The organism is Nonomuraea sp. 3-1Str, assembly GCF_031570565.1.
GTDB lineage: Bacteria > Actinomycetota > Actinomycetes > Streptosporangiales > Streptosporangiaceae > Nonomuraea.
In genome coordinates, this window is sequence record NZ_JALHBK010000010.1 from 131,579 (window position 1) to 152,036 (window position 20,458).

Sequence of the window (20,458 nt, forward strand, 5' to 3'; positions counted from 1 at the left end):
AAGCCCGCCCAAGGCGGCAGACCCGTAGCATCGAGGACGAAGGTCATGGGGAACTGGTTCCAGCAGAGCATCATCGCGACGGGACGGCTGCCGCTGTTCTGTTACTTCGTCGCGCTCATCGTCTCGTTCATCGCCACCCGCATCAACGTGCGCCTGATCAGGGCGAAGGTCGGCTGGTTCCGCGACGTCAACGTCGGGGAGATGCACATCCACCACGTGGTCTTCGGCGTGGTGCTGATGCTCGTGGGCGGGGTCAGCGGGCTGATCGTCTCCTCGGCGTCGCAGGTCGGCTACGCCGCCGCGGCGTCGATCTTCGGGATCGGCTCGGCGCTCGTGCTCGACGAGTTCGCGCTCATCCTCCATCTGCACGACGTGTACTGGGAGGAGGAGGGCCGCACGTCGGTGGACGCGGTGTTCGTCGCGGTCGCGGTCGCGGGGCTGCTGCTCACCGGGCTCCGGCCGCTGACCTGGGACTACGGTACGCCGGTCAACCCGGCGCTGCTCATCGTGGCCAATCTGGCGCTGGCCGTCGTCACGCTGCTCAAGGGCAAGATCTGGACCGGGCTCGTGGGGCTGTTCGTCCCGGTGCTGCTGGTGGTCGGAGCCGTGCGGCTGGCGCGACCGGGGTCGCCGTGGGCGCACTGGTTCTTCGCGGGGCGCTCGCCGCGCAAGATGGCCAAGGCGGTCCACCGGGAGGAGCGGTGGCGGCGCCCGGCGATCACCGCCAAGATCGCCTTCCAGGAGTTTTTGTCGGGCCGTCACGACCTGCCGTCCACCCGGCGCGGGCGGCGGCTGCCCTGACCTCGGACCTCCTCCCCCGATCCCGGGGGAGGAGGTCCCGCACCGACCGAGCGGGTACGCCCGCCGCTGCCCGGGTCACGGGAGGATCACCCGGTCTCCGGCTGATGCGCCGGAGGCCGGGTGTGCGGCTGTTCGGTGTGGATGACCGGCAGGAGCGCGGGGCGCTTGGCCGTGCGGCCGTCGCCGGAGGAGCGGCCGCGCAGGCGCCGGTGGATCCAGGGCGCCGCGAACCCCGTCACCCAGCGCAGCTCGGCGCCCGCCGCCCGCCACGGCGCGGGCCGCGGGAGCGCGGGCAGAGGAACCGTCCACGAGTCGTCGCTGCCGGGCAGCCCCAGCGCGTGCGCCATCGCGGCGGCGATGCGCGCGTGGCCGAGCGGATTGGCGTGCAGCCGGTCGCTGCCCCACAGCCGCGCGTCGGTGATCGCCGTGTGCGCGAACGAGTCCACCACCAGGACGCCGTGGCGCGCGGCGGCGGCCACGATCCGGGCGTTCAGGTCGACCACCCGGGGCAGCAGCGGGCGGGCCAGCGGCACGAGCCTGCCGAAGTCCGGGAAGGTGACGGTGACGACGGTCGCGCCCGCGCCGGTGAGCGCGGCGAACATGTCCTCCAGCGCGCCCGCCACGGCGGTGGCGTCGAACCGGGGCCGGATCAGGTCGTTCATGCCCGCCATGACGGTCGCCAGGTCGGGCCGGAGCGCCAGGGCGGGGGCGAGCTGCTCGTCACGGATCTGGGCGGCCAACCGGCCGCGCACGGCCAGGTTCGCGTACAGCAGGCCGGGCTCCTCGCGGGCGAGGTCCTCGGCTAGCCGGTCGGCCCAGCCGCGCAGGCCGCCGGCGTCGTCGCCGTCGCCCAGGCCCTCGGTCTGGCTGTCGCCCAGGGCGACGTAACGCGCATAACTCATCGGGGTTTCCTGTCGGTGCTCATCGCGGAGTCCTCTCGGCTCATGGCCCTGCGGGGGGTCGCCGGCGGGGGCGCGGGGGTGGGATGGCGGCCTGGACGGTGGTCGGTGGGGTGGCGGCCTGGATGGTGGCGGGGGTGGCCGTCCGGGGGTGTTCGTCCGGGGGTGCTCTCAGTGGGCGGTGGAGGCGTGCTCGGTGGTGGAGGCGCGCTCGGTGAGGACGCGGGCGGCGGACACGCACCAGTCGCGCACCTCACGCTCCAGCCGGCAGCCCGCCAGGCACGAAAGGTACGGGCCGACGCGGTCGCCGTGGCGCAGGAACTCCTCCTCGGCCGTGTCGCCCCGCAGATGGCGCAGCGTCTGCTCGAACAGCTCCAGCTTGGCCGCGGCCTCCTCCGCCCGCTCGCGGAGCTGGGCGATCACGGGGGCCGCGTCGAGCCGGTCCACGGCGTGGACCTTGACGGTCAGGTCGTAGCGGATCAGCAGCGGCTTGCCGGGCGCGGCGGCGAAGGCGGCCAGCTCGCCGATCCCGGCCTCGGTGACCGTGAAGACCCTCTTGTTCGGGCGGCCCCGCTGCACGACCTCGCGCCCGCTGACCAGGCCGTCGGCCTCCAGCCTGGTCAGCTCGCCGTAGAGCTGCTGGGGGGCGGCGTACCAGAAGTTGGCGACGCCCACGTCGAAGATCTTGGCGAGCTGGTAGCCGCTGTACTCCCCGTCGAGCAGCGCCGCCAGGACGGCGTGTCGCAATGCCATCGGCTATCTCAGATGGTCATGTCGATGACTAGTCACGGACATGACTATAGGGAAGGCGCCGCCGGCACGCCAGGTCCTTGGCGCGTTCGGAGTCCGGCGACGGTCTCCTCCTCAGGAAGGAGGCGTCAATCAAAGTTGACATACTTTGGTCGTCAATTTAGGTTGACGGGTGCGGAACGCCCGCGGCTGTTCGTTGGGCGCTTCAGGATGAATCGAGATGTGTCGTGAAAGGAGGCGTAGTGATCAAGGACCTGCTCGCCTACGTGCGCCCGCACCGGAAGATCCTTGTCATCGGCGCGTTAGTCGGCCTGGTCGGCTCGGTGGCGGGACTGGCCATGCCGTTGCTGGCCAAGTACGTGGTGGACGCCTTCGGGAGTGGCGGGTCGATCGCCGGCCCGCTCATCGGGCTGACCGTGGCCGTCGTGGTTGGCGCCGTGGTGTCGGCCGGGGGCAACTACCTCATGGAGCGCACCGGCGAGGGCATCGTGCTCGACGCCCGGCGCGGGCTCGTCGACCGGATGCTCCGCCTCCGGGTGGCCGACGTGGACCGGCTCAAGCCCGGCGACCTGCTGTCGCGGGTGACCGGCGACACGACGCTCCTGCGCTCCGTCCTGACCAACGGCATCGTGAACTCCATCGGCTCGGTCTTCATGCTCGTCGGAGCCGTGATCATGATGGCCGCCATGGACGGGGTGCTGCTGCTCGTCACGTTGCTCGTCATCGTCGTGGTCGGCGGCATGACGGGCCTGATCATGCCGAAGATCCGGCGGGCCCAGCAGGAGGCGCAGGCCGCCGTGGGCGACATGGGCGCCGTGCTCGACCGGGCGCTCCAGGCGTACCGGACGGTCAAGGCGAGCGGGGCGGAGGAGCGCGAGATCGCGGTCGTCGGTGACGCCGCCGAGCGCGCTCGCGACCGAGGGCTTCAGGTGGCCGGGTGGACCTCGCTGGCCGGGGTGGCCACGTGGATGGCCGTGCAACTCGCGTTCCTCAGCGTGCTCGCGGTGGGCGGCGCCCGGGTCGCGTCCGGGACGCTGGAGATCTCCTCGCTGATCGCGTTCCTGCTGTACCTGTTCTACCTGGTGGCGCCCATCGGGCAGCTCGTCGAGGGGGCCGTCCAGCTCCAGCAGGGCCTGGCCGCGATGAAGCGCATCAAGGAGATCGAGAACCTGCCCGCCGAGCCGGTCGCCGTGCCGGCTCCCCCCGCGGCCACCGCGGCGGCGGCGGAGCCTGTCGGGGTGCGGTTCGAGGACGTGGCGTTCCGGTACGGCGAGGACCGGCCGGCCGTCCACGACGGCGTGACCTTCGAGGTACCGGCCGGCGGCCTGACCGCGCTCGTCGGGCCATCGGGGGCCGGCAAGTCCACGGTGTTTGCCCTGCTCGAACGCTTCTACGACCATCAGGCCGGGACCATCCTCGTCGGCGGGCGGGACATCCGCGACTGGCCGCTCGGCGAGCTGCGCGCCGCGTTCGGCTATGTCGAGCAGGACGCGCCCGTGCTCGCCGGCACCCTGCGGGAGAACCTGCTGTTCGCCGCCCCCGGCGCCGCCGAGGACGAGCTGTGGAGCGCGATCGCCCGCACCCGCCTCGACGACCTCGTGGCCCGGCTGCCCGAGGGGCTGGAGACGCCCGTCGGCCACCGCGGAGTGCTGCTGTCCGGCGGCGAGCGCCAGCGGGTCGCGATCGCGCGGGCGCTGCTGCGCAGGCCGCGACTGCTCCTGCTGGACGAGGCCACCTCGCAGCTCGACGCGGTCAACGAGCTGCGGCTGCGCGAGGTCATCGCCGAGGTCGCCACCGAGACGACCGTGCTCGTCATCGCGCACCGGCTCTCGACCGTGACCAACGCGGGCCGCATCATCGTCATGGAGGGCGGCGGCGTACGGGCGTCCGGCACCCACGAGGAGCTGGTCGGCCACGACGACCTCTACCGGGAGCTGGCCGCCACCCAGTTCCTGGTGAGCTGACCCCTTGTGGGTGCAGACTCCGCTACCTGCAACGGGCCGCTGGACGCGGCCCGTTGTACCCTGCCAGAGACATGTATGAATGCCTTCATTCAGGAGGTCGTATGACCCGGACCGTGCGCGCGCCGCGAGGCACCACGCTCACCGCGAAGGGGTGGCCGCAGGAGGCCGCCCTCCGGATGCTCCAGAACAACCTGGACCCGGAGGTGGCCGAGCACCCCGAGCAGCTGGTCGTCTACGGCGGCTCCGGCCGGGCGGCGCGCGACTGGCCCTCGTTCGACGCGCTGGTCAGGACGCTGACGACGCTGGAGGGCGACGAGACGCTGCTCGTCCAGTCCGGCCGGCCGGTCGGGGTGTTCCGCACGCACGAGTGGGCGCCGCGGGTCCTCATCGCCAACTCCAACCTGGTGCCCGACTGGGCGAACTGGGAGGAGTTCCGGCGGCTGGAGGCGGCCGGGCTCACCATGTACGGGCAGATGACCGCGGGCTCCTGGATCTACATCGGCACCCAGGGCATCCTGCAGGGCACGTACGAGACGTTCGCGGCGGTCGCGGAGAAGAGGTTCGGCGGGACGCTGGCCGGGACGGTCACGCTCACGGCGGGCCTCGGCGGCATGGGCGGCGCCCAGCCGCTCGCCGTCACCCTCAACGGCGGCGTCGCCATCTGCCTCGACTGCGACCCGCGCTCGGTGTCGCGCCGCATCGAGCACCGCTACCTCGACGTGCGGGCGTCGTCGCTGGACGAGGCGCTGCGCCTGGCCTACGAGGCGCGCGACGCCCGCCGGCCGCTGTCCATCGGGGTCGTCGCCAACGCCGCCGAGGCCGTCCCCGAGCTGCTGGCCCGCGGCGCCGAGATCGACATCGTCACCGACCAGACCTCGGCGCACGACCCGCTCATGTACCTGCCGCTCGGCGTGGCCTTCGAGGACATGGCGGCCGAGCGCGACAAGGACCCGGCCGCCTTCACCCGGCGCGCCCGCGAGTCGATGGCCCGGCACGTCGAGGCGATGGTCGGCTTCAAGGACGCCGGGGCCGAGGTGTTCGACTACGGCAACTCCATCCGGGGCGAGGCGCGGCTGGCCGGCTACGCGCGGGCCTTCGACTTCCCGGGCTTCGTGCCGGCCTACATCCGGCCGCTGTTCTGCGAGGGCAGGGGGCCGTTCCGGTGGGCGGCGCTGAGCGGCGACCCGGCCGACATCGCCGCCACCGACCGCGCCATCCTCGACCTGTTCCCCGACAACGAGCCGCTGGCGCGCTGGATCCGCGCCGCCGGGGAGAAGGTCGCCTTCCAGGGGCTGCCGGCGCGCATCTGCTGGCTCGGCTACGGTGAGCGGCACCTGGCGGGCGAGCGGTTCAACGACATGGTGGCCTCCGGGGAGCTCCAGGCGCCGGTCGTCATCGGCCGCGACCACCTCGACAGCGGGTCGGTCGCCTCGCCGTACCGGGAGACGGAGGCGATGGCGGACGGCTCGGACGCCATCGCCGACTGGCCGCTGCTGAACGCCATGCTGAACACCGCCTCCGGCGCGGCCTGGGTGTCGATCCACCACGGCGGCGGGGTCGGCATCGGGCGCTCGATCCACGCGGGCCAGGTCACGGTCGCGGACGGCACGGCCCTGGCGGGGGAGAAGCTCAACCGCGTGCTGACCAACGACCCAGGGACGGGCGTGATGCGGCACGTGGACGCGGGATACGAGGAGGCGGCCGAGGTGGCGCAGGCCCGGGGGGTGCGCGTCCCGATGCGGGAGTCGTGAAGGCGTCCCGGCGCGTGGCGGGCGGACGGCTCTGCGCCCGCGCCGGGCACCGCTGATCCGGTGACCTGGGATGAAGATGTGGCACCCGTGGTGTTAGAGGTGGCGTGGTGGGTGGATATCACGGGGCGATGGAGCTGCTGCTGGGCGGCCGGAGACTGTCGCCCGTGCAGCGCAGGATCGCCCACTACCTGTCCGAGCATCTCGACGAGGCCATCTTCCTGTCCAGCGTGGAGCTGGCCGAGCGGGCCGGGGTCAGCCAGCCGTCCGTGACCCGGTTCGCCATGGTGCTGGGGTTCGCCGGATACCCGGAGCTGCGGCAGGCGCTGCGGCCGATGGTGATGGGCGGCGCCGCCGAGGCGCCGCAGGGCAGCCTGCTGCGCGGCGCCGTCGACAACGAGATCCGCAACCTCACCCTGCTGCGCGAGCGGCTGTCGTCGATGCCGTTGAAGGAGGCGGGGGAGGCGCTGGCCGCGACCGAGCCGCTGGTCGTCCTCGGGCTGCGCGTCTCCTCGGGGCTCGCCACCACGTTCGCCTACTACGCGCGCCGCATCCATCCCGACGTGCGGCTGCTCACCCACGGCGGTTCGGAGCTCGCCGACGGGCTGCACGCCGCCCGCCGCGCCGGGGCCGAGTGGGTGGTGGCGGTACTGCTGCCCCGCTACCCCGTGGAGGCGGTCCAGGCGCTGGAGTACGCGGACAAGCTGGGCCTGCGGACGGCGGTCATCACCGACAAGCCGGGTGTCCCCGCCGAGATCGTGCTGGACGCCCCCGTGGGGGACCGGCTGGTGTTCGACTCCCACGCGGCGCCGCTGGCCCTGGCCATGGCCCTGGTGGAGGCCATGGCCGACGCGGCGCCGCTGCGCACCCAGGCGCGGCTGGAGGAGTACGAGCGGATGACCGACGAGACCGGGACGTTCGTCCAGGGCGACCTGCCGTAGGGATCCCGTCAGCCGGCGATCGCCCGCAGGGAGCGTACGGACCAGGTGACGGTGAGCGCCGACAGCGCGAGCATGATGCCGAACGCGAGCGGGACCGACGGGTCGGTGAGGTGGCCGGCGAACAGCGCCCGCCCCGCCACCACCGGGTGGTACATCGGGTTGAACAGGGCCACCGTCCGCATCCACTCCGGGGCCAGCGTCATCGGCAGCAGCGCCCCCGACAGCAGCATGACGGGCAGGGCGAAGAACTGCATGGTCTGGGCCATGCCGTTCTCGTCGCGCAGCGACAGCGCCAGGCCGTAGCCGATGCCGGAGGCGAACAGCCCGGTCAGGGCGATGAGCACCACCATGACGGCCAGGCCGGGCAGGTCAGCCCGCATGCCCATGGCGAGGGCGATGAGGATGACCGCGACGCACTGCGCCACCAGCACCACCCCGTCGCGCAGGGTGCGGCCGAGCACGATCGACGGGCGCCAGGCGGGGCTGACCGCGATGCGCTCCAGCACGCCGCTGCGCAGCTCGTAGATCATGCCGTAGCCGACGCCGATCGCGCCGAACAGCGCGGTGATCACCAGCATGCCCGGCGTGAAGGAGGTCAGCGCGGCGGCCGTCGACCGCCGGGCGGAGCCGGCCACCAGGGGACCGAACAGCAGCAGGTACACGACCGGCTGGACGATGCCGAACAGCGGCCAGATCGGGTTGCGGAAGGTGTTCCGCAGCTCGTAACCCAGGAAGAGCAGGGTGTGGCGGATCACGCGGCGGCTCCCGTGTCCCGGAGCGAGCGGCCGGTCCTGGCCAGGAAGACGTCGTCCAGGGTGGACCGGTCGAGCGCGATCGAGGCCAGGCCGAGGCCGTGCTCCTCCAGGTCGCGCAGCATGGCGGGCAGGGCGTGCTCGCCGTCGTCCACGTACACGCGCAGGACGTCGTCGTCCACGCGGGTCTCGCGGGCGTACGGCTTGAGCGCCTCGGCGGCCCGCCCCGGGTCGCTCACCCGTAGCGTCACCACGTCGCCCGACACCTCGCGCTTCAGCTCGGCCGGGGTGCCGTGGGCGACGATCAGACCGTGGTCGACGATGGCGAGCCGGTCGCAGAGCGCGTCGGCCTCGTCCAGGTAGTGGGTGCTGAGCAGGACGCTCGTGCCGCGCTCGCGCAGCTGGCGGATGCGGTCCCAGAGGTTGGCCCGGTTCTGCGGGTCGAGGCCGGTGGTGGGCTCGTCGAGGAAGAGCAGCGGCGGGCTGTGGACGAGGCCGAGCGCGATGGCCACCCGCCGCTTCTGGCCGCCGGACAGGGTGCGGGCTGGCCGGTCGGCCACCTCGGCGAGGTCGAACCGGTCCAGCACCCCGGCCGTCGCCTCGGCGGCGCGGGCGACCCCGTGGATGCGCGCGGCCATCGTGATCTGGGCGCGCGGCGTCGCGGTCTCCTCGACGCCGCCGGCCTGGCTGACGTAGCCGAGCCGGCCGCGCACCCTGCCGGGCTCCTTGAGCAGGTCGAACCCGGCGACCGTGGCGGTGCCGGCGTCGGGGCTGATCAGCGTGGCGAGCATCCTGATCGTGGTGGTCTTGCCGGCGCCGTTGGGGCCGAGGACGCCGAAGATCTCGCCGGTCTCGACGGCGAGGTCGACGCCGCGGACGGCCTCGACGGTCCGGGTGGCGCCTCGGCGGCCCCGGGTGGTGAAGGTCTTGCGTAAGCCGTGCGCGTCAATGATCATCTGATGGTTCCTCAAGGTAGTTCGTCGGCCTCCACCTGCGGGATCGCCTTCTCGGCCCAGGCGAGCTGGGCGGCGTACATGGCGGAGGTGAGGCGGAGGTTCTCGTCCACGTGCTGGGGCGCGCCGTAGCGCTGCTTGGCGCCGAAGATGTGCTCGATCATGGTGATGTTCGCCCGGAGCTGCTGGATCCTGCTGTGCAGGCCGTCGAGCAGCTCCTCCTTGCTGAGCCGGTCCATGAACGACAGCGCCACCTGGAACGGGTCGATGATCGGCTTGACCTCGTGCCAGGAGACGAGCAGTTGCCGGTGGAACTCCGTCCGGCCGGCCTCGGTGATCCGGTAGACGGCCTTGGCGCCCTTGGAACGGCCGCCGGTGCTCTCCGGCTCCGTCACGATCTCCAGCAGCCCTTCCTCCGCCATCTTGGCCAGGCCGTGGTAGATCGAGCCGAATGCCACGTTGGCCCAGGAATCTGCGCCCATCACCTCCAGTCGCCTGCGGACCTGGTAACCGTTCATCGGCTCGTCGAGCAACGTGCCGAGGATGAGAATGCGGGTCGACGTCGACATGCTCAAGTTTGTGTTCAAATTTGAGCATCTGTCAAGGTCGTAAACTGCTCCGCATGACCGAACGACCAACGGCGCTGGTCACCGGCGCCTCCCGGGGCGTGGGCGAGGCCGTCGCCCGGGCGCTCGCGCCCACGCACCACGTCCTGCTCGGCGGCCGCGACACCGAGGCCCTCGGCAGGCTGGCCGGCGAGCTGCCCGACGCGCGGCCCTGGCCCGTCGAGCTCACCGCGGTCGGCCCCGCCGACGTCGAGGGCGTGCAGCGGCTCGACCTGCTCGTCCACAGCGCCGGCATCGCCCTGCTCGGCCACGTCGCCGAGCTGCCCGCCGACGCCTGGCGCCGGACGATGGAGCTCAACGTCGTCGCGGTGGCCGAGCTGACCCGGCTGCTGCTGCCGGCGCTGCGGGCCGCCCGCGGCCACGTCGTCTGCGTCAACTCGGGCGCGGGGCAGCGCGCGAACCCCAACTGGGGCGCGTACGCGGCCAGCAAGTTCGCCCTGCGGGCCTTCGCCGACGCGCTGCGCCTGGAGGAGCCGGAGCTGCGGGTGACGACCGTCTACCCGGGCCGCGTCGACACCGACATGCAGCGCAGCGTGCGCGAGCAGGAGGGCGGCGCGTACGAGACGGACCGCTACCTGCGGGCCGGCACCGTCGCGCGGGCCGTGCTGGCCGCCGTCAACGCCGGTCCCGACGCCCACCTGACCGAGATCACGCTGCGCCCGAGCGCCGGGCCCGTCACCTGATCCCCCTCCCGATCCGCTGAATGGCTTCATTCACTACAGTGGGGCCATGCTTGACGACCTCGCGCGCATCGGACGCGACCCCGCCACCAACGGATATGTCAGGGACGCCTGGTCGGCCGCCGACCTGGAGCTGCGCGCGTGGTTCCGGGGCGAGGCCGGCCGGCGCGGGCTCGACACGCGCGAGGACCGCAACGGCAACCTGTGGGCGTGGTGGGGCGACCCGTCGCGCGCGCCGGGCGTCGTCACGGGCAGCCATCTCGACTCCGTACGGCAGGGCGGCGCCTTCGACGGCCCGCTCGGCGTGGTCTCCGCCTTCGCCGCGCTCGACCTGCTGCGAGAGCGCGGTGTACGGCCCGCCAGGCCGCTGGGCGTCGCCTGCTTCACCGACGAGGAGGGCGCCCGGTTCGGCGTGCCCTGCGTCGGGTCACGCCTGCTGACCGGGGTGCTCGCGCCGGACCGGGCGCTCGGGCTCACCGACGACTCCGGCGACACGCTCGCGGACGTCCTCACCCGGGCCGGCCGCCAGCCCGGAGACCTGGGCAAGGACGACGAGACCCTCGCCACGGTCGGCACGTTCGTGGAGCTCCACGTCGAGCAGGGCCGGGGGCTGGCCGGCACGGACAGCCCGGTGGGGGTGGCCAGCGCGATCTGGCCCCACGGCCGGTGGCGCTTCGACTTCCGCGGCCGGGCCGACCACGCGGGCACCACCCGGCTGGAGGACCGCGACGACCCGATGCTGCCGTTCGCCCGCATGGTGCTCGCCGCACGGGAGGCGGCCGGCCGGCACGGCGTCGTCGCGACCGTGGGCCGGGCCCGGATCTCGCCGGGCAACACCAACGCCGTCCCCGGGCTGGTGTCGGCCTGGCTCGACGCGCGCGGAGCGGAGGAGCCGGCCGTGCGCGCCCTGGTGGCGGAGCTGGCCGAGCAGGCGGGCGTGGCGGCCCGGGAGGAGTCGTGGACCCCGGTCGTGGACTTCGACACGCGCCTGCGCGACCGCCTGGCCGCCGTCGCCGGCCACGCCCTCGCCGGCCACGCCGGCGCGGAGGGGCCGCCGGTGCCGGTGCTTCCGACGGGGGCCGGGCACGACGCCGGCATCCTGGCCGCGGCGGGGGTGCCGACCGCGATGCTGTTCGTCCGCAACCCCACCGGCGTGTCCCACTCGCCCGAGGAGCACGCGGACCCGGCCGACTGCCAGGCTGGGGTGACCGCGCTCGCGAGCGTCCTGGAGGACCTGTGCCGCTGACGTACTGGTGCGAGCGCGCCTGGCTGCCCGAGGGCGTCACCGACGGCGTGCTCGTCGAGATCGAGGGCGACCGCATCGCCCGGGTCACCCGCGGAGAGCCCGGAGGCGCCGAGCGGCTCGCCGGTCTCACCATCCCGGGCCTGGCCAACGCCCACTCCCACGCCTTCCACCGGGCGCTGCGCGGCGCCACCCAGACAGGCACGGGCGACTTCTGGACCTGGCGCGACCAGATGTACCAGGTGGCGGCCCGCCTCGACCCCGAGTCCTACCTCGACCTGGCCCGCGCCGTCTACGCCGAGATGGCGCTGGCCGGGATCACCTGCGTCGGGGAGTTCCACTACCTGCACCACGGGCCGGACGGGCGGCCGTACGACGAGCCCAACATCATGGGTCACGCGCTGGTCGAGGCGGCCCGCGAGGCCGGGCTGCGGATCGCGCTGCTCGACGCCTGCTATCTGACGGGCGGGTTCGGCGCGCCGCTGGCCGGGGCGCAGATCCGGTTCGGCGACGGCGACTCCGAGCGGTGGGCGGTCCGGGCCGAGGCCCTGGCCGCCGCCTACGCGGGGCGGCCCGACGTGGAGATCGGCGTCGCCGTCCACTCCGTGCGCGCGGTGCCGCCGGAGCACGTGCCGGTGGTCGCCGAGTTCTCCCACCGGCGTGCCGTCCCGCTGCACGCCCACGTCTCCGAGCAGCCCGCCGAGAACGCGGCGTGCGTCGAGATGTACGCCGCCACCCCCGTGCGGATCCTGCACGAGCACGGCGCGCTCGGCCCGCGCTCCACCGCCGTCCACGCCACCCACCTGACCGAGGTGGACGTCGAGCTGCTCGGCCGCTCCGGCACCCACGTCTGCATGTGCCCCACCACCGAGCGCGACCTCGCCGACGGCATCGGCCCCGCCCGCGCCCTGTGCGAGCGCGGCTCGCCGATCACGCTCGGCTCCGACAGCCACGCCGTGATCGACCTGTTCGAGGAGGCGCGGGCGGTGGAGCTGGACGAGCGGCTCGCCACCCACCGGCGCGGCCACTGGCGGGCCGACGAGCTGCTGACCGCCGCCACCGGCACGGGCCACACCTCGCTCGGGTTCCCCGACGCGGGGATGCTCGTCCCGGGCGCGTGGGCCGACCTGGTGTCGGTGCGCCTCGACTCGGTCCGCACGGCCGGCGCGGGCGGGGAGGCCGCGGTGGAGGCCGTCGTGTACGCGGCGACGGCGGCCGACGTCCACTCGGTGATCTCAGGAGGCCGCCGCGTGGTGAGCGAGGGCCGGCACGTGCTGGGCGACGTGGGCGCGATGCTGGCCCGCGCGATCGGCCGGGCGACGGAACGACCGTGATGACGAGAGCCGCCCCCCGCGGGGCCGCCAGGGGAGGCACACCATGACCACGACGCTGATCGACGGGATCGGGCTGCTCTACACGGCCGACCCCGAACGCGAGGAGATCGAGGACGCGGCGCTCGTCGCCGAGGACGGCCGCGTCGTCTGGGTCGGCCCCGCGGCCCGTGCGCCCGAGGCCGACCGGCGTTTCGACGCCGGCGGCCGGTGCGTCGTCCCCGGGTTCGTCGACAGCCACGCGCACCTGGTCTTCGCCGGCGACCGGACCGCCGAGTTCGAGGCCCGCATGTCGGGCCGCCCGTACGCCGCGGGCGGCATCAGGACCACGGTCGAGGCCACCCGGAACGCCGGCGACGCCGAGCTGGCCACCCACGCCGCCGCCCTGGTGGCCGAGATGCTGGCGCAGGGCACGACCACGGTCGAGATCAAGAGCGGCTACGGCCTGAGCGTCGAGGACGAGCGGCGCTCGCTGGAGATCGCGACCGCGCTGACCGACGAGACGACGTTCCTCGGGGCGCACGTGGTGCCGGCCGGGACGTCGGCCGACGACTACGTGCGGCTGGTCACCGGGGAGATGCTGGCGGCCTGCGCGCCGTACGCGAAGTGGGTGGACGTCTTCTGCGACCGGGGAGCCTTCGACGGCGACCAGACGCGCGAGATCCTGCGCGCCGGGATCGCGGCCGGGCTCCAGGCCCGGGTGCACGCCGGGCAGCTCGGGCCCGGCCCGGGCGTGCGGATCGCCTGCGAGCTGGGGGCCGCCTCGGCCGACCACTGCACGCACCTCACCGACGAGGACGTGGACGCGCTCGCCTCCTCCGGCACGGTGGCGACGCTGCTGCCCGGGGCCGAGTTCTCCACCCGCTCGCCGTACCCCGACGCCCGGCGGCTCCTCGACGCCGGGGTGAGCGTCGCGCTGGCCACCGACTGCAACCCCGGCTCGTCGTTCACCTCCTCCATGCCGTTCTGCGTGGCGCTCGCCGTGCGGGAGATGGGGATGACGCCGCTGGAGGCGGTGCGCGCCGCGACGTACGGCGGGGCGCGCGCGCTGCGCCGCTCGGACGTAGGCTGGATCCGTCCCGGAGCGCGGGCCGACCTCGTCGTCCTCGACGCCCCCTCGTACGTACACCTCGCCTACCGGCCCGGCGTCCCCCTCGTTCACCAGGTGTTCCAGGCCGGTCTCCTCCTTGAGGAGGACCCGCAGAACCGTCCGCTGGTCGTATCCCTTTAGGGAATCTTTGCATCTCGCCGGACGTTGGCGGTTTATACACGCAGCTGCGGAACGAGGTGCCTGGGGATGGCAAGGCCTACGGGGAGTCGCACGCAGGAGCAGCACGTCGCCGAGCGCGATCTGCTGGGGACCTATCTGGCCGAGATCGGCCGGGTCCCGCTGCTCACGGCGGAGGAAGAGGTGGAGCTCGCCAAGCGCATCGAGGCGGGACTCTTCGCCGAGCAACTGCTCGACAGAGGGGGCTCGGAGCCGCGGATCGGGGACGCGGCGGACGAGGAGCTGGAGCGGCTGGCGGTGTCCGGCCGTCGGGCGAAGGACGAGTTCATCCAGGCCAACCTGCGGCTCGTGGTCGCGGTGGCGCGGAAGTACTCGGGACGGGGCATGCCACTGATCGACCTGGTCCAGGAGGGCAACCTGGGGCTGGTCCGGGCGGTGGAGAAGTTCGACTACAAGCGGGGCTACAAGTTCTCGACGTACGCCACGTGGTGGATCCGGCAGTCGGTGGGGCGGGCCATCCACGAGCAGGCGCGGCCGGTGCGGCTGCCCACGCACGCCGGTGAGCAGATGACCCGGCTGATGCGGGTGCGGCGCGACCTGCTCGCCGAGTTCGACGTCGAGCCGACCGACGACGACCTCGCCGGCATCCTGGAGCTGCCGATCGAGCGGGTGCGCGAGCTGCGCCGCTGGGCCTCCGACCCGGTGTCGCTGCAGCTCGGGGTGGGCGACGAGGACGAGACCGAGCTCGGCGACATGATCGCCGACGAGACGTGGGCCGACCCCGAGCAGCAGGCCATCGACATCCTGGAGCGCGAGCGGCTCGACGAGTGGCTGACCGGCCTGGAGGGCGACACGCGCGACATGCTGCGCTGGCGCTACGGGCTGGTCGACGGGCGCGAGCACACGCTGACGGAGGTGGGTGAGCGCTACGGCATCGGCCGCGACCGCGCCCGCCGCATCGAGCGCGACGCGCTGGCCCGCCTGCGCCGCATGGCCACCGCCGCCGCCTGACGCACCCCTTCACGGAGCGCGCCGACCGGCGCGCTCCAGGCGTCCTCATGCAGTGGCGGGGCCGAGGACCCGGTGGAGAAAGTCCTCGACGGCCGCCTCGGCCGCCGCCGCCTCGGGGTCGCCGCCGCGCGCCACCAGCAGCGCGCTCTCGTTGATGGCCGCCAGCAGCATGTGCGCGTGCAGGTCGGCGAACTCCTCCGGGACCGCCTTCGTCGCCTGCAGGGCCGCCTTCAGCATGCCGAACGCGTAGCGCTCCTCCATGGCCCGCCAGCGCTCCCAGCCCAGCACCGAGGGCGCGTCGATCAGCACGATGCGTCGCACGACCGGGTCGCCCGCCAGTCGCACCCACTCCAGGCACCCCGTCACGAGGGCCCGCCGTGGATCGTCGACGCCCCGCACCGACGCGATGATCGCCCGGCCCACCTCCGCCTCCACGGCCTCCAGCACCGCCTCGAACAGCGCGTCCTTGCCCGCGTAGTGGTGGTAGAGCGCGCCCCGGCTCAGGCCCGACTCGTGCAGCACGGCCTCGATCGAGGTGCCCTCGTAGCCGTGCTCGGCGAACAGGCGGCGGGCGATGGCGACGACCCGTTCGCGCGTGGCGGCGCCGCGCTCTGCCCTGAGATTCATCCCTCCACTCTAGACATACCGACTCTTGGTCGGTTATTTTCCAGACCGACAGTCGGTATGTCTAGAGTGGAGGACACCATGGCCAAGGCCGCCGGGCTGACCTATGTGGACGAGGGCGACGGGCCCGTGACGCTGTTCCTGCACGGCGTGGGGACCGGCTCGCACCTGTGGCGCAACGTCATCGCCGAGCTGCGCGGCGAGCGCCGCTGCGTGGCGCCGGACCTGCCCGTGCACGGCGGCAGCGAGATCCGCGAGGACCTGTCGCTGCCGGCGCTCGCGGAGGCGATCGAGGAGTTCTGCGCGGAGCTGGGGCTCGGCGAGGTCGACCTGGTCGCCAACGACACGGGCGGCGCCGTCGCCCAGATCTTCGCCGTCCGGCACCCCGAACGGCTCCGTACGCTCACCCTGACCAACTGCGACGTCCACGAGGACACGCCGCCCCCGGCGTTCGTGCCTACGGTCGAGCTGGCCGCGCGCGGCGAGCTCGTGCCACTCCTCGAGACGCTCCTCGGCCGGCCCGACCTGCTCTCGGTCACCGCGTACGGCGTGAGCTACGAGCATGTCGAGGACCCGGCGGCGGTCGTCGAGGCGTACCTGCGGCCGATCCTGTCCAAGCCCGGAGGGGGCGAGGCGTTCGCGCGGATGCTGACCTCGGTCGACGCCAAGGACATGATCGCCATCGAGCCGCTGCTGACCGTGCTGGCCGTGCCCGCGCTCGTGGTGTGGGGGACCGGGGACGTCTTCTTCGACGTGAAGTGGGCGCGGTGGCTGCGCGACACGCTCCCCGGCGTGCGCGAGGTGGTCGAGATCGAGGGCGGTCGGTTGTTCTTCCCCGAGGAGCGGGCCGCCGAGCTCGTCCCCCATCTGCGCGCGTTCTGGGAGTCGGAGGGGTGAGCGCCGCTCAGCGCTCGGGCGCGGGGGTGATCTGGAAGAAGGCCGCCTTCCACTCGCCGTCTGTGCGCACCAGCGCCGTCGTCGCGTAGACGCGCATCGTCCGCTCGGTGGTGCCGCCCACGAGCATGTCGATCTCGACCGTGCTCGTGTGGACCGCGCTGTCCTCGGTGAGCATCACGACCTTGTGGTCGGACTGGTCGGTGCGGGTGTACGGGTTCCGGTTCTCGGCGAACCCCTTGAGCGTGGCGTCGCGATCGGTCACCACGCCCCAGGGGGAGACGCTCACCACGTCGGCGGTGAGGAAACGGTCGTAGAAGGCGGCGTCGCCGTTCCTGTTCGCCTCCCACGCCTTCTCGGTCAGGGCGATCAGCTCTTCCATGGGGCATCTCCTCGGGTCGGGGTACACCGGTTTAACCGGTGTCAGTGTTACAGTGCTGGAGTGGATGGCGCAAGCGGGACGACAGCGAGCGCGAGCGGGATGACGCTGACGGGCGGTGACGGGCAGCGGTTCCGGTTCGACGCGGGCACGCTCTGCCTGGAGTTCCTGCTCAGCGGGGCGGTGGAGCCGTGGGAGCAGTTGCGCGAGCCCGGGGATCTGGCGGCGTGGATCGCCCGGACGCGGCTCGGGATCGAGGGGCCGGTGCTGGCGGGGCCCGGCGACCTGCCGGCGGCCAGGCGGCTGCGGGCCGCGATCTGGCGGCTGGCTGTACGGGCCGCCGGCGCCGAGGGTCTCCCGGGCGTCCCGCCCCCGATCGAGGACCCGTACGACGAGGTGGCGGGGAAGGCGGGGGACGACCTTCAGGTGCTGAACGAGGCGGCCGCGGCGCCGCCACCCGCCCCGGTGATCGGGGGGAACCTGGAAAGGGGGTGGGCCTACCCCGTGACGGGGCCGCAGTTCCTGTCGGCGGTGGCCCGCGACGCGATCGAGCTGTTCAGCGGCCCCCGGGCCGGGCGGGTGCGGATGTGCGCGGGGGACAACTGCCACCTGATCTTCCTCGACACCTCGCGTCCCGGCGCCCGCCGCTGGTGCTCGATGAGCCGCTGCGGCAACCGCCAGAAGCTCCGCACGCGGCGCTCATAGGCCCACCGGCCGCGCGGGCTGAAGCGCCGCCGAGGCGGGACGGGACAGGCGCTCAGGCCAGGGGGGTCAGGTAGCGGTCGAGGTCGTCGAGGATCTTGCCGGCCGCCGTGACGCCGATGCCGAGCATCCAGATCTCGTCGTCCACGTTGTAGGCGTGTCCCGTCTTGACGGCCGCGAGGTTCTTCCACAGCGGGCCGCCCGTCACCGCCGCCTGGCTCTTGGCCGCCGCGTCGCCGTACGCGCTGTAGAAGACGGCGTCGGCGTCGGCCTGGGCGATGTTCTCCTGGCTGAGCTTGCCGAAGCGCTTGTCGGCCTGGCTCGCCAGCATCTGCGCCTCGGGCCGGGGGATGCCCGCGTCGCCGACGACGATGCCGCTGAACGACTCCGGGCCGTACATGCGGATCTCCGTCGGCATGAAGCGGACGATGCTCACCTTCAGCGAGGTGAACGTGGCGCCCACCTGCCGGGCCCGTGCCTCGTAGGCCGACAGCAGCTCGGCGGCCTTCTCCTTCTTGCCCAGCGCCTCGGCGTCGAGCAGGAAGTTCTGCTTCCAGGTGACGCCCACCTTCTCCGTGAACACCGTGGGCGCGATCTTGCTGAGCTTGTCGTAGAAGGCGGCCTGGCGGAACTTGGAGCCCAGGATCAGGTCCGGCTTCAGCGCCATGATCGCTTCGAGGTTGAGCTGCTGGAGCGTGCCGACCGGCTTGGTGGCCGACAGCGCGGACCCGAGGTACTTCGGCCACGCCTGGTTCTCGGCGGCCTGCGCCGCGCCCACCGGCGCCAGGCCGAGCGACACCATCGTGTCGAGCTTGTCGGTGTCGAGCACCACGACCCGCTTGGGCTCCGCGGGCACCTTGGTCTCGCCCATGGCGTGCTTGACGGTTCGGGTCGGGCCGGCCTCCTGCGGCGCCGTGGAGGTGCCGCAGGCGGCGAGGGCGAGAAGGGGGAGCAAGGCCGCGGCGGCCAGGCGGAGACGCATGGGCATTCCTTGATCGTTTAGGTAAGGCAAACCTAAGTGTAGTGGTCACCGCGCCCCAAATGCCGGGTGTGAAAAGGCCGAAACACCCTCGAAACACCACTGTGGCGAGATTCACGCACGCGAAACACACCTGGTCGAGCCATGAAACTCCGGACGAACACGCTGTGGCCACACGTCATATGTAAGGAGGGTCGCGTCGTGAAGATCGACAGCGGCACGACTGCCTGGATGCTCACGGCCACCGCGTTGGTGCTGCTGATGACTCCGGGCCTCGCGTTCTTCTACGGGGGCATGACCAGGGCCAAGAGCGTCCTGAACATGATGATGATGTCGTTCGTCGCCATCATCACAGTGACGATCGCCTGGGTGCTCTACGGGCACTCGCTGGCGTTCAGCGACAATTCGATGTCGTGGCTGAACCAGTTCGTCGGTGGCCTCGACCACGTCGGCCTGCAGAGCCTCGTCAACACGGCGACGAAGGACGACGGCACGGGCATGCCCAGCCTGGTCTTCTCGGCCTTCCAGCTGACGTTCGCCATCATCACGGTCGCCCTGATCAGCGGCGCGATCGCGGACCGCGCGAAGTTCGGCGCCTGGGTGCTGTTCAGCTTCATCTGGGCCACGATCGTGTACTTCCCCGTCGCCCACTGGGTCTGGGGCACCGGCTGGCTGAACACCCTCGGTATCGAGGACTTCGCCGGCGGCACGGTCGTCCACATCAACGCCGGCGCGGCGGCCCTCGCCCTCGCCCTGGTCCTCGGCAAGCGCAAGGGCTGGCGCAAGGAGCCCATGCGCCCGCACAACCTGACGCTGGTCCTGCTCGGCGCCGGTCTGCTGTGGTTCGGCTGGTTCGGCTTCAACGCCGGCTCCGAGCTCGCGGTGGACGGCACGGCCGGCCTGGCGTTCATGAACACGCAGATCGCCACCGCCGTCGCGGCCGGCGCCTGGCTCGTCGTGGAGAAGATGCGCGACGGCCACGCCACCAGCCTCGGCGTCGCCTCCGGCGCGGTCGCCGGCCTGGTGGCCATCACGCCCGCCTGTGGCTTCGTGGACCCGTGGGCCGCGCTGCTCATCGGCCTGATCGCCGGCGCGGTCTGCGCCTACGCCGTCGGCCTGAAGTACAAGCTCAACTACGACGACTCGCTCGACGTGGTCGGCGTCCACCTGGTGGGCGGCGTCATCGGCGCCGTCTCCCTGGGCTTCCTGGCCGCCTACCCCTTCCTTGAGCAGCAGAACAAGGGCCTGTTCTACGGCGGCGGCCTGACCCAGCTCGGCCTCCAGGTGCTCGGCCCGGTCGCTATCGGCGGCTACTCCTTCATCGTCACCTGGGTGCTCGGCAAGATCATCGACAAGGTGATGGGCTTCCGGGTGCCGGAGGACCAGGAGGTCACCGGCATCGACATCACCACCCACGCCGAGACCGGCTACGACCTCGGCACCGTCCACGCCTCCGGCGTGGCATCCCCCAGCGGGCCCGCCGTCAGCCCGGCGCCTAAGAAGGTGGACGCATGAGACTCATCACCGCGGTCATCAAGCCCTTCAAGCTCGATGACGTGAAAGCCGCCCTGGAGCAGTTCGGCATCAAGGGCATGACGGTCAGCGAGGCCAGCGGCTACGGCCGGCAGCGCGGCCACACCGAGGTCTACCGGGGCGCCGAGTACCAGGTCGACCTGGTGCCCAAGGTCCGCCTGGAGGTGCTGGCGGACGAGGACGACGCCGAGGACGTGATCGACGTCATCGTCAAGGCGGCGCAGACCGGGAAGATCGGCGACGGCAAGGTCTGGTCGGTGCCCGTGGACACGGTCATCCGCGTCCGCACCGGCGAGCGCGGCCTGGAGGCCCTCTAGGCACGGGCGGAAGGACCATCCGGCGTGGACGACGGCGTCCGCGCCGGATCGGCGAGGCATGGCAGATGGATCGGCAGCGAGACGAGGGCGTCCGGACGGAGCC

General features: G+C 72.6%; 21 protein-coding genes. 13 read left to right on the forward strand and 8 right to left on the reverse strand.

The genetic code is table 11. The annotated features are described in order from the left end of the window. The first annotated feature begins 45 nt into the window (after window positions 1–45). Window positions 46–801 carry a hypothetical protein gene (locus MTP10_RS18215; RefSeq protein ID WP_310710662.1) on the forward strand — a complete coding sequence of 252 codons (756 nt, stop codon included), beginning with the start codon at window positions 46–48 and terminating at the stop codon, window positions 799–801. Window positions 802–887: 86 nt separating this feature from the next. Here MTP10_RS18215 and MTP10_RS18220 read toward each other — a convergent pair whose 3' ends face one another. Next, on the reverse strand, window positions 888–1,703 hold the full coding sequence (locus MTP10_RS18220; RefSeq protein WP_310710663.1) for an SGNH/GDSL hydrolase family protein: 816 nt from the start codon (window positions 1,701–1,703) through the stop codon (window positions 888–890). 168 nt (window positions 1,704–1,871) lie between these two features. Next, window positions 1,872–2,453, reverse strand: coding sequence for a PadR family transcriptional regulator (locus MTP10_RS18225; RefSeq protein WP_310710664.1), 582 nt, complete (start codon window positions 2,451–2,453; stop codon window positions 1,872–1,874). A gap of 239 nt (window positions 2,454–2,692) precedes the next feature. Between MTP10_RS18225 and MTP10_RS18230 the strand changes: the two genes are divergently transcribed. The 3 genes from MTP10_RS18230 to MTP10_RS18240 all read left to right on the forward strand — a co-directional run bounded on the left by MTP10_RS18230 (window position 2,693) and on the right by MTP10_RS18240 (window position 7,103). After that, window positions 2,693–4,414, forward strand: a complete 1,722-nt coding sequence (locus MTP10_RS18230; protein WP_310710665.1) for an ABC transporter ATP-binding protein — start codon at window positions 2,693–2,695, stop codon at window positions 4,412–4,414. A gap of 101 nt (window positions 4,415–4,515) precedes the next feature. After that, complete coding sequence (gene hutU, locus MTP10_RS18235; RefSeq protein ID WP_310710666.1) at window positions 4,516–6,165, forward strand: urocanate hydratase; 1,650 nt, start codon at window positions 4,516–4,518, stop codon at window positions 6,163–6,165. 107 nt (window positions 6,166–6,272) lie between these two features. Further along, window positions 6,273–7,103, forward strand: coding sequence for a MurR/RpiR family transcriptional regulator (locus MTP10_RS18240; RefSeq protein WP_310710667.1), 831 nt, complete (start codon window positions 6,273–6,275; stop codon window positions 7,101–7,103). An 8-nt stretch (window positions 7,104–7,111) separates the two neighbouring features. Here the strand turns inward: MTP10_RS18240 and MTP10_RS18245 are convergent, their stop codons facing one another. The 3 genes from MTP10_RS18245 to MTP10_RS18255 are packed head-to-tail and all read right to left on the reverse strand — an operon-like array spanning window position 7,112 to window position 9,377. After that, complete coding sequence (locus MTP10_RS18245) at window positions 7,112–7,858, reverse strand: ABC transporter permease (RefSeq protein ID WP_310710668.1); 747 nt, start codon at window positions 7,856–7,858, stop codon at window positions 7,112–7,114. Next, the gene (locus MTP10_RS18250; RefSeq protein WP_310710669.1) at window positions 7,855–8,811 is read right to left on the reverse strand and encodes an ATP-binding cassette domain-containing protein; all 957 of its coding nucleotides are present in this window, start codon (window positions 8,809–8,811) and stop codon (window positions 7,855–7,857) included. The genes MTP10_RS18245 and MTP10_RS18250 overlap by 4 nt, the downstream gene beginning before the upstream one ends. Window positions 8,812–8,822: 11 nt before the next feature. Beyond that, the gene (locus MTP10_RS18255) at window positions 8,823–9,377 is read right to left on the reverse strand and encodes a PadR family transcriptional regulator (protein ID WP_310710670.1); all 555 of its coding nucleotides are present in this window, start codon (window positions 9,375–9,377) and stop codon (window positions 8,823–8,825) included. Between the two features lie 53 nt (window positions 9,378–9,430). On the opposite strand from MTP10_RS18255, the gene MTP10_RS18260 reads away from it, so the two are divergent. From MTP10_RS18260 to MTP10_RS18280, 5 genes are all read left to right on the forward strand, one after another. Continuing rightward, window positions 9,431–10,117: an SDR family oxidoreductase gene (locus MTP10_RS18260; protein WP_310710671.1), complete on the forward strand. Its 687-nt coding sequence runs from the start codon at window positions 9,431–9,433 to the stop codon at window positions 10,115–10,117. 46 nt (window positions 10,118–10,163) lie between these two features. After that, entirely contained in the window at window positions 10,164–11,360 is a 1,197-nt protein-coding gene (locus MTP10_RS18265; RefSeq protein ID WP_310710672.1) for an allantoate amidohydrolase, read from the forward strand. Then, window positions 11,351–12,691 (forward strand): formimidoylglutamate deiminase, encoded by a 1,341-nt coding sequence (locus MTP10_RS18270; protein ID WP_310710673.1) that lies wholly within the window; start codon window positions 11,351–11,353, stop codon window positions 12,689–12,691. The genes MTP10_RS18265 and MTP10_RS18270 overlap by 10 nt, the downstream gene beginning before the upstream one ends. A gap of 43 nt (window positions 12,692–12,734) precedes the next feature. Then, complete coding sequence (gene hutI, locus MTP10_RS18275) at window positions 12,735–13,919, forward strand: imidazolonepropionase (protein ID WP_310710674.1); 1,185 nt, start codon at window positions 12,735–12,737, stop codon at window positions 13,917–13,919. 66 nt (window positions 13,920–13,985) lie between these two features. Then, window positions 13,986–14,927 (forward strand): sigma-70 family RNA polymerase sigma factor, encoded by a 942-nt coding sequence (locus MTP10_RS18280; RefSeq protein WP_310710675.1) that lies wholly within the window; start codon window positions 13,986–13,988, stop codon window positions 14,925–14,927. 45 nt (window positions 14,928–14,972) lie between these two features. Here the strand turns inward: MTP10_RS18280 and MTP10_RS18285 are convergent, their stop codons facing one another. Beyond that, window positions 14,973–15,554 carry a TetR/AcrR family transcriptional regulator gene (locus tag MTP10_RS18285; protein ID WP_310710676.1) on the reverse strand — a complete coding sequence of 194 codons (582 nt, stop codon included), beginning with the start codon at window positions 15,552–15,554 and terminating at the stop codon, window positions 14,973–14,975. A gap of 57 nt (window positions 15,555–15,611) precedes the next feature. Between MTP10_RS18285 and MTP10_RS18290 the strand changes: the two genes are divergently transcribed. Then, window positions 15,612–16,448 (forward strand): alpha/beta hydrolase, encoded by an 837-nt coding sequence (locus tag MTP10_RS18290; protein ID WP_310710677.1) that lies wholly within the window; start codon window positions 15,612–15,614, stop codon window positions 16,446–16,448. 7 nt (window positions 16,449–16,455) lie between these two features. On the opposite strand, the gene MTP10_RS18295 is transcribed toward MTP10_RS18290, so the two are convergent. Beyond that, on the reverse strand, window positions 16,456–16,827 hold the full coding sequence (locus MTP10_RS18295) for a nuclear transport factor 2 family protein (protein ID WP_310710678.1): 372 nt from the start codon (window positions 16,825–16,827) through the stop codon (window positions 16,456–16,458). A 60-nt stretch (window positions 16,828–16,887) separates the two neighbouring features. Between MTP10_RS18295 and MTP10_RS18300 the strand changes: the two genes are divergently transcribed. Next, a complete protein-coding gene (locus MTP10_RS18300; protein WP_310710679.1) occupies window positions 16,888–17,529 on the forward strand; it encodes an ABATE domain-containing protein in 642 nt (213 codons plus the stop codon). Window positions 17,530–17,581: 52 nt separating this feature from the next. Here the strand turns inward: MTP10_RS18300 and MTP10_RS18305 are convergent, their stop codons facing one another. Continuing rightward, complete coding sequence (locus MTP10_RS18305; protein ID WP_310710680.1) at window positions 17,582–18,508, reverse strand: iron-siderophore ABC transporter substrate-binding protein; 927 nt, start codon at window positions 18,506–18,508, stop codon at window positions 17,582–17,584. 198 nt (window positions 18,509–18,706) lie between these two features. Here MTP10_RS18305 and MTP10_RS18310 point away from each other — a divergent pair, with 198 nt between their 5' ends. Beyond that, window positions 18,707–20,020: an ammonium transporter gene (locus MTP10_RS18310; RefSeq protein WP_310710681.1), complete on the forward strand. Its 1,314-nt coding sequence runs from the start codon at window positions 18,707–18,709 to the stop codon at window positions 20,018–20,020. Beyond that, entirely contained in the window at window positions 20,017–20,355 is a 339-nt protein-coding gene (locus MTP10_RS18315; protein ID WP_310710682.1) for a P-II family nitrogen regulator, read from the forward strand. The genes MTP10_RS18310 and MTP10_RS18315 overlap by 4 nt, the downstream gene beginning before the upstream one ends. Window positions 20,356–20,458 lie beyond the last annotated feature (103 nt).

Bases quoted from the DNA above. Each gene is read 5' to 3' on its own strand.
- MTP10_RS18315 (WP_310710682.1), top strand. From the start codon at position 20,017: ATGAGACTCATCACCGCGGTCATCAAGCCCTTCAAGCTCGATGACGTG.
- hutU (WP_310710666.1), top strand. From the start codon at position 4,516: ATGACCCGGACCGTGCGCGCGCCGCGAGGCACCACGCTCACCGCGAAG.
- MTP10_RS18250 (WP_310710669.1), bottom strand. From the start codon at position 8,811: ATGATCATTGACGCGCACGGCTTACGCAAGACCTTCACCACCCGGGGC.
- MTP10_RS18285 (WP_310710676.1), bottom strand. From the start codon at position 15,554: ATGAATCTCAGGGCAGAGCGCGGCGCCGCCACGCGCGAACGGGTCGTC.
- MTP10_RS18290 (WP_310710677.1), top strand. From the start codon at position 15,612: ATGTCTAGAGTGGAGGACACCATGGCCAAGGCCGCCGGGCTGACCTAT.
- MTP10_RS18280 (WP_310710675.1), top strand. From the start codon at position 13,986: ATGGCAAGGCCTACGGGGAGTCGCACGCAGGAGCAGCACGTCGCCGAG.
- MTP10_RS18220 (WP_310710663.1), bottom strand. From the start codon at position 1,703: ATGAGTTATGCGCGTTACGTCGCCCTGGGCGACAGCCAGACCGAGGGC.
- MTP10_RS18215 (WP_310710662.1), top strand. From the start codon at position 46: ATGGGGAACTGGTTCCAGCAGAGCATCATCGCGACGGGACGGCTGCCG.
- MTP10_RS18295 (WP_310710678.1), bottom strand. From the start codon at position 16,827: ATGGAAGAGCTGATCGCCCTGACCGAGAAGGCGTGGGAGGCGAACAGG.
- MTP10_RS18305 (WP_310710680.1), bottom strand. From the start codon at position 18,508: ATGCGTCTCCGCCTGGCCGCCGCGGCCTTGCTCCCCCTTCTCGCCCTC.
- MTP10_RS18265 (WP_310710672.1), top strand. From the start codon at position 10,164: ATGCTTGACGACCTCGCGCGCATCGGACGCGACCCCGCCACCAACGGA.
- MTP10_RS18225 (WP_310710664.1), bottom strand. From the start codon at position 2,453: ATGGCATTGCGACACGCCGTCCTGGCGGCGCTGCTCGACGGGGAGTAC.
- MTP10_RS18255 (WP_310710670.1), bottom strand. From the start codon at position 9,377: ATGTCGACGTCGACCCGCATTCTCATCCTCGGCACGTTGCTCGACGAG.
- hutI (WP_310710674.1), top strand. From the start codon at position 12,735: ATGACCACGACGCTGATCGACGGGATCGGGCTGCTCTACACGGCCGAC.
- MTP10_RS18260 (WP_310710671.1), top strand. From the start codon at position 9,431: ATGACCGAACGACCAACGGCGCTGGTCACCGGCGCCTCCCGGGGCGTG.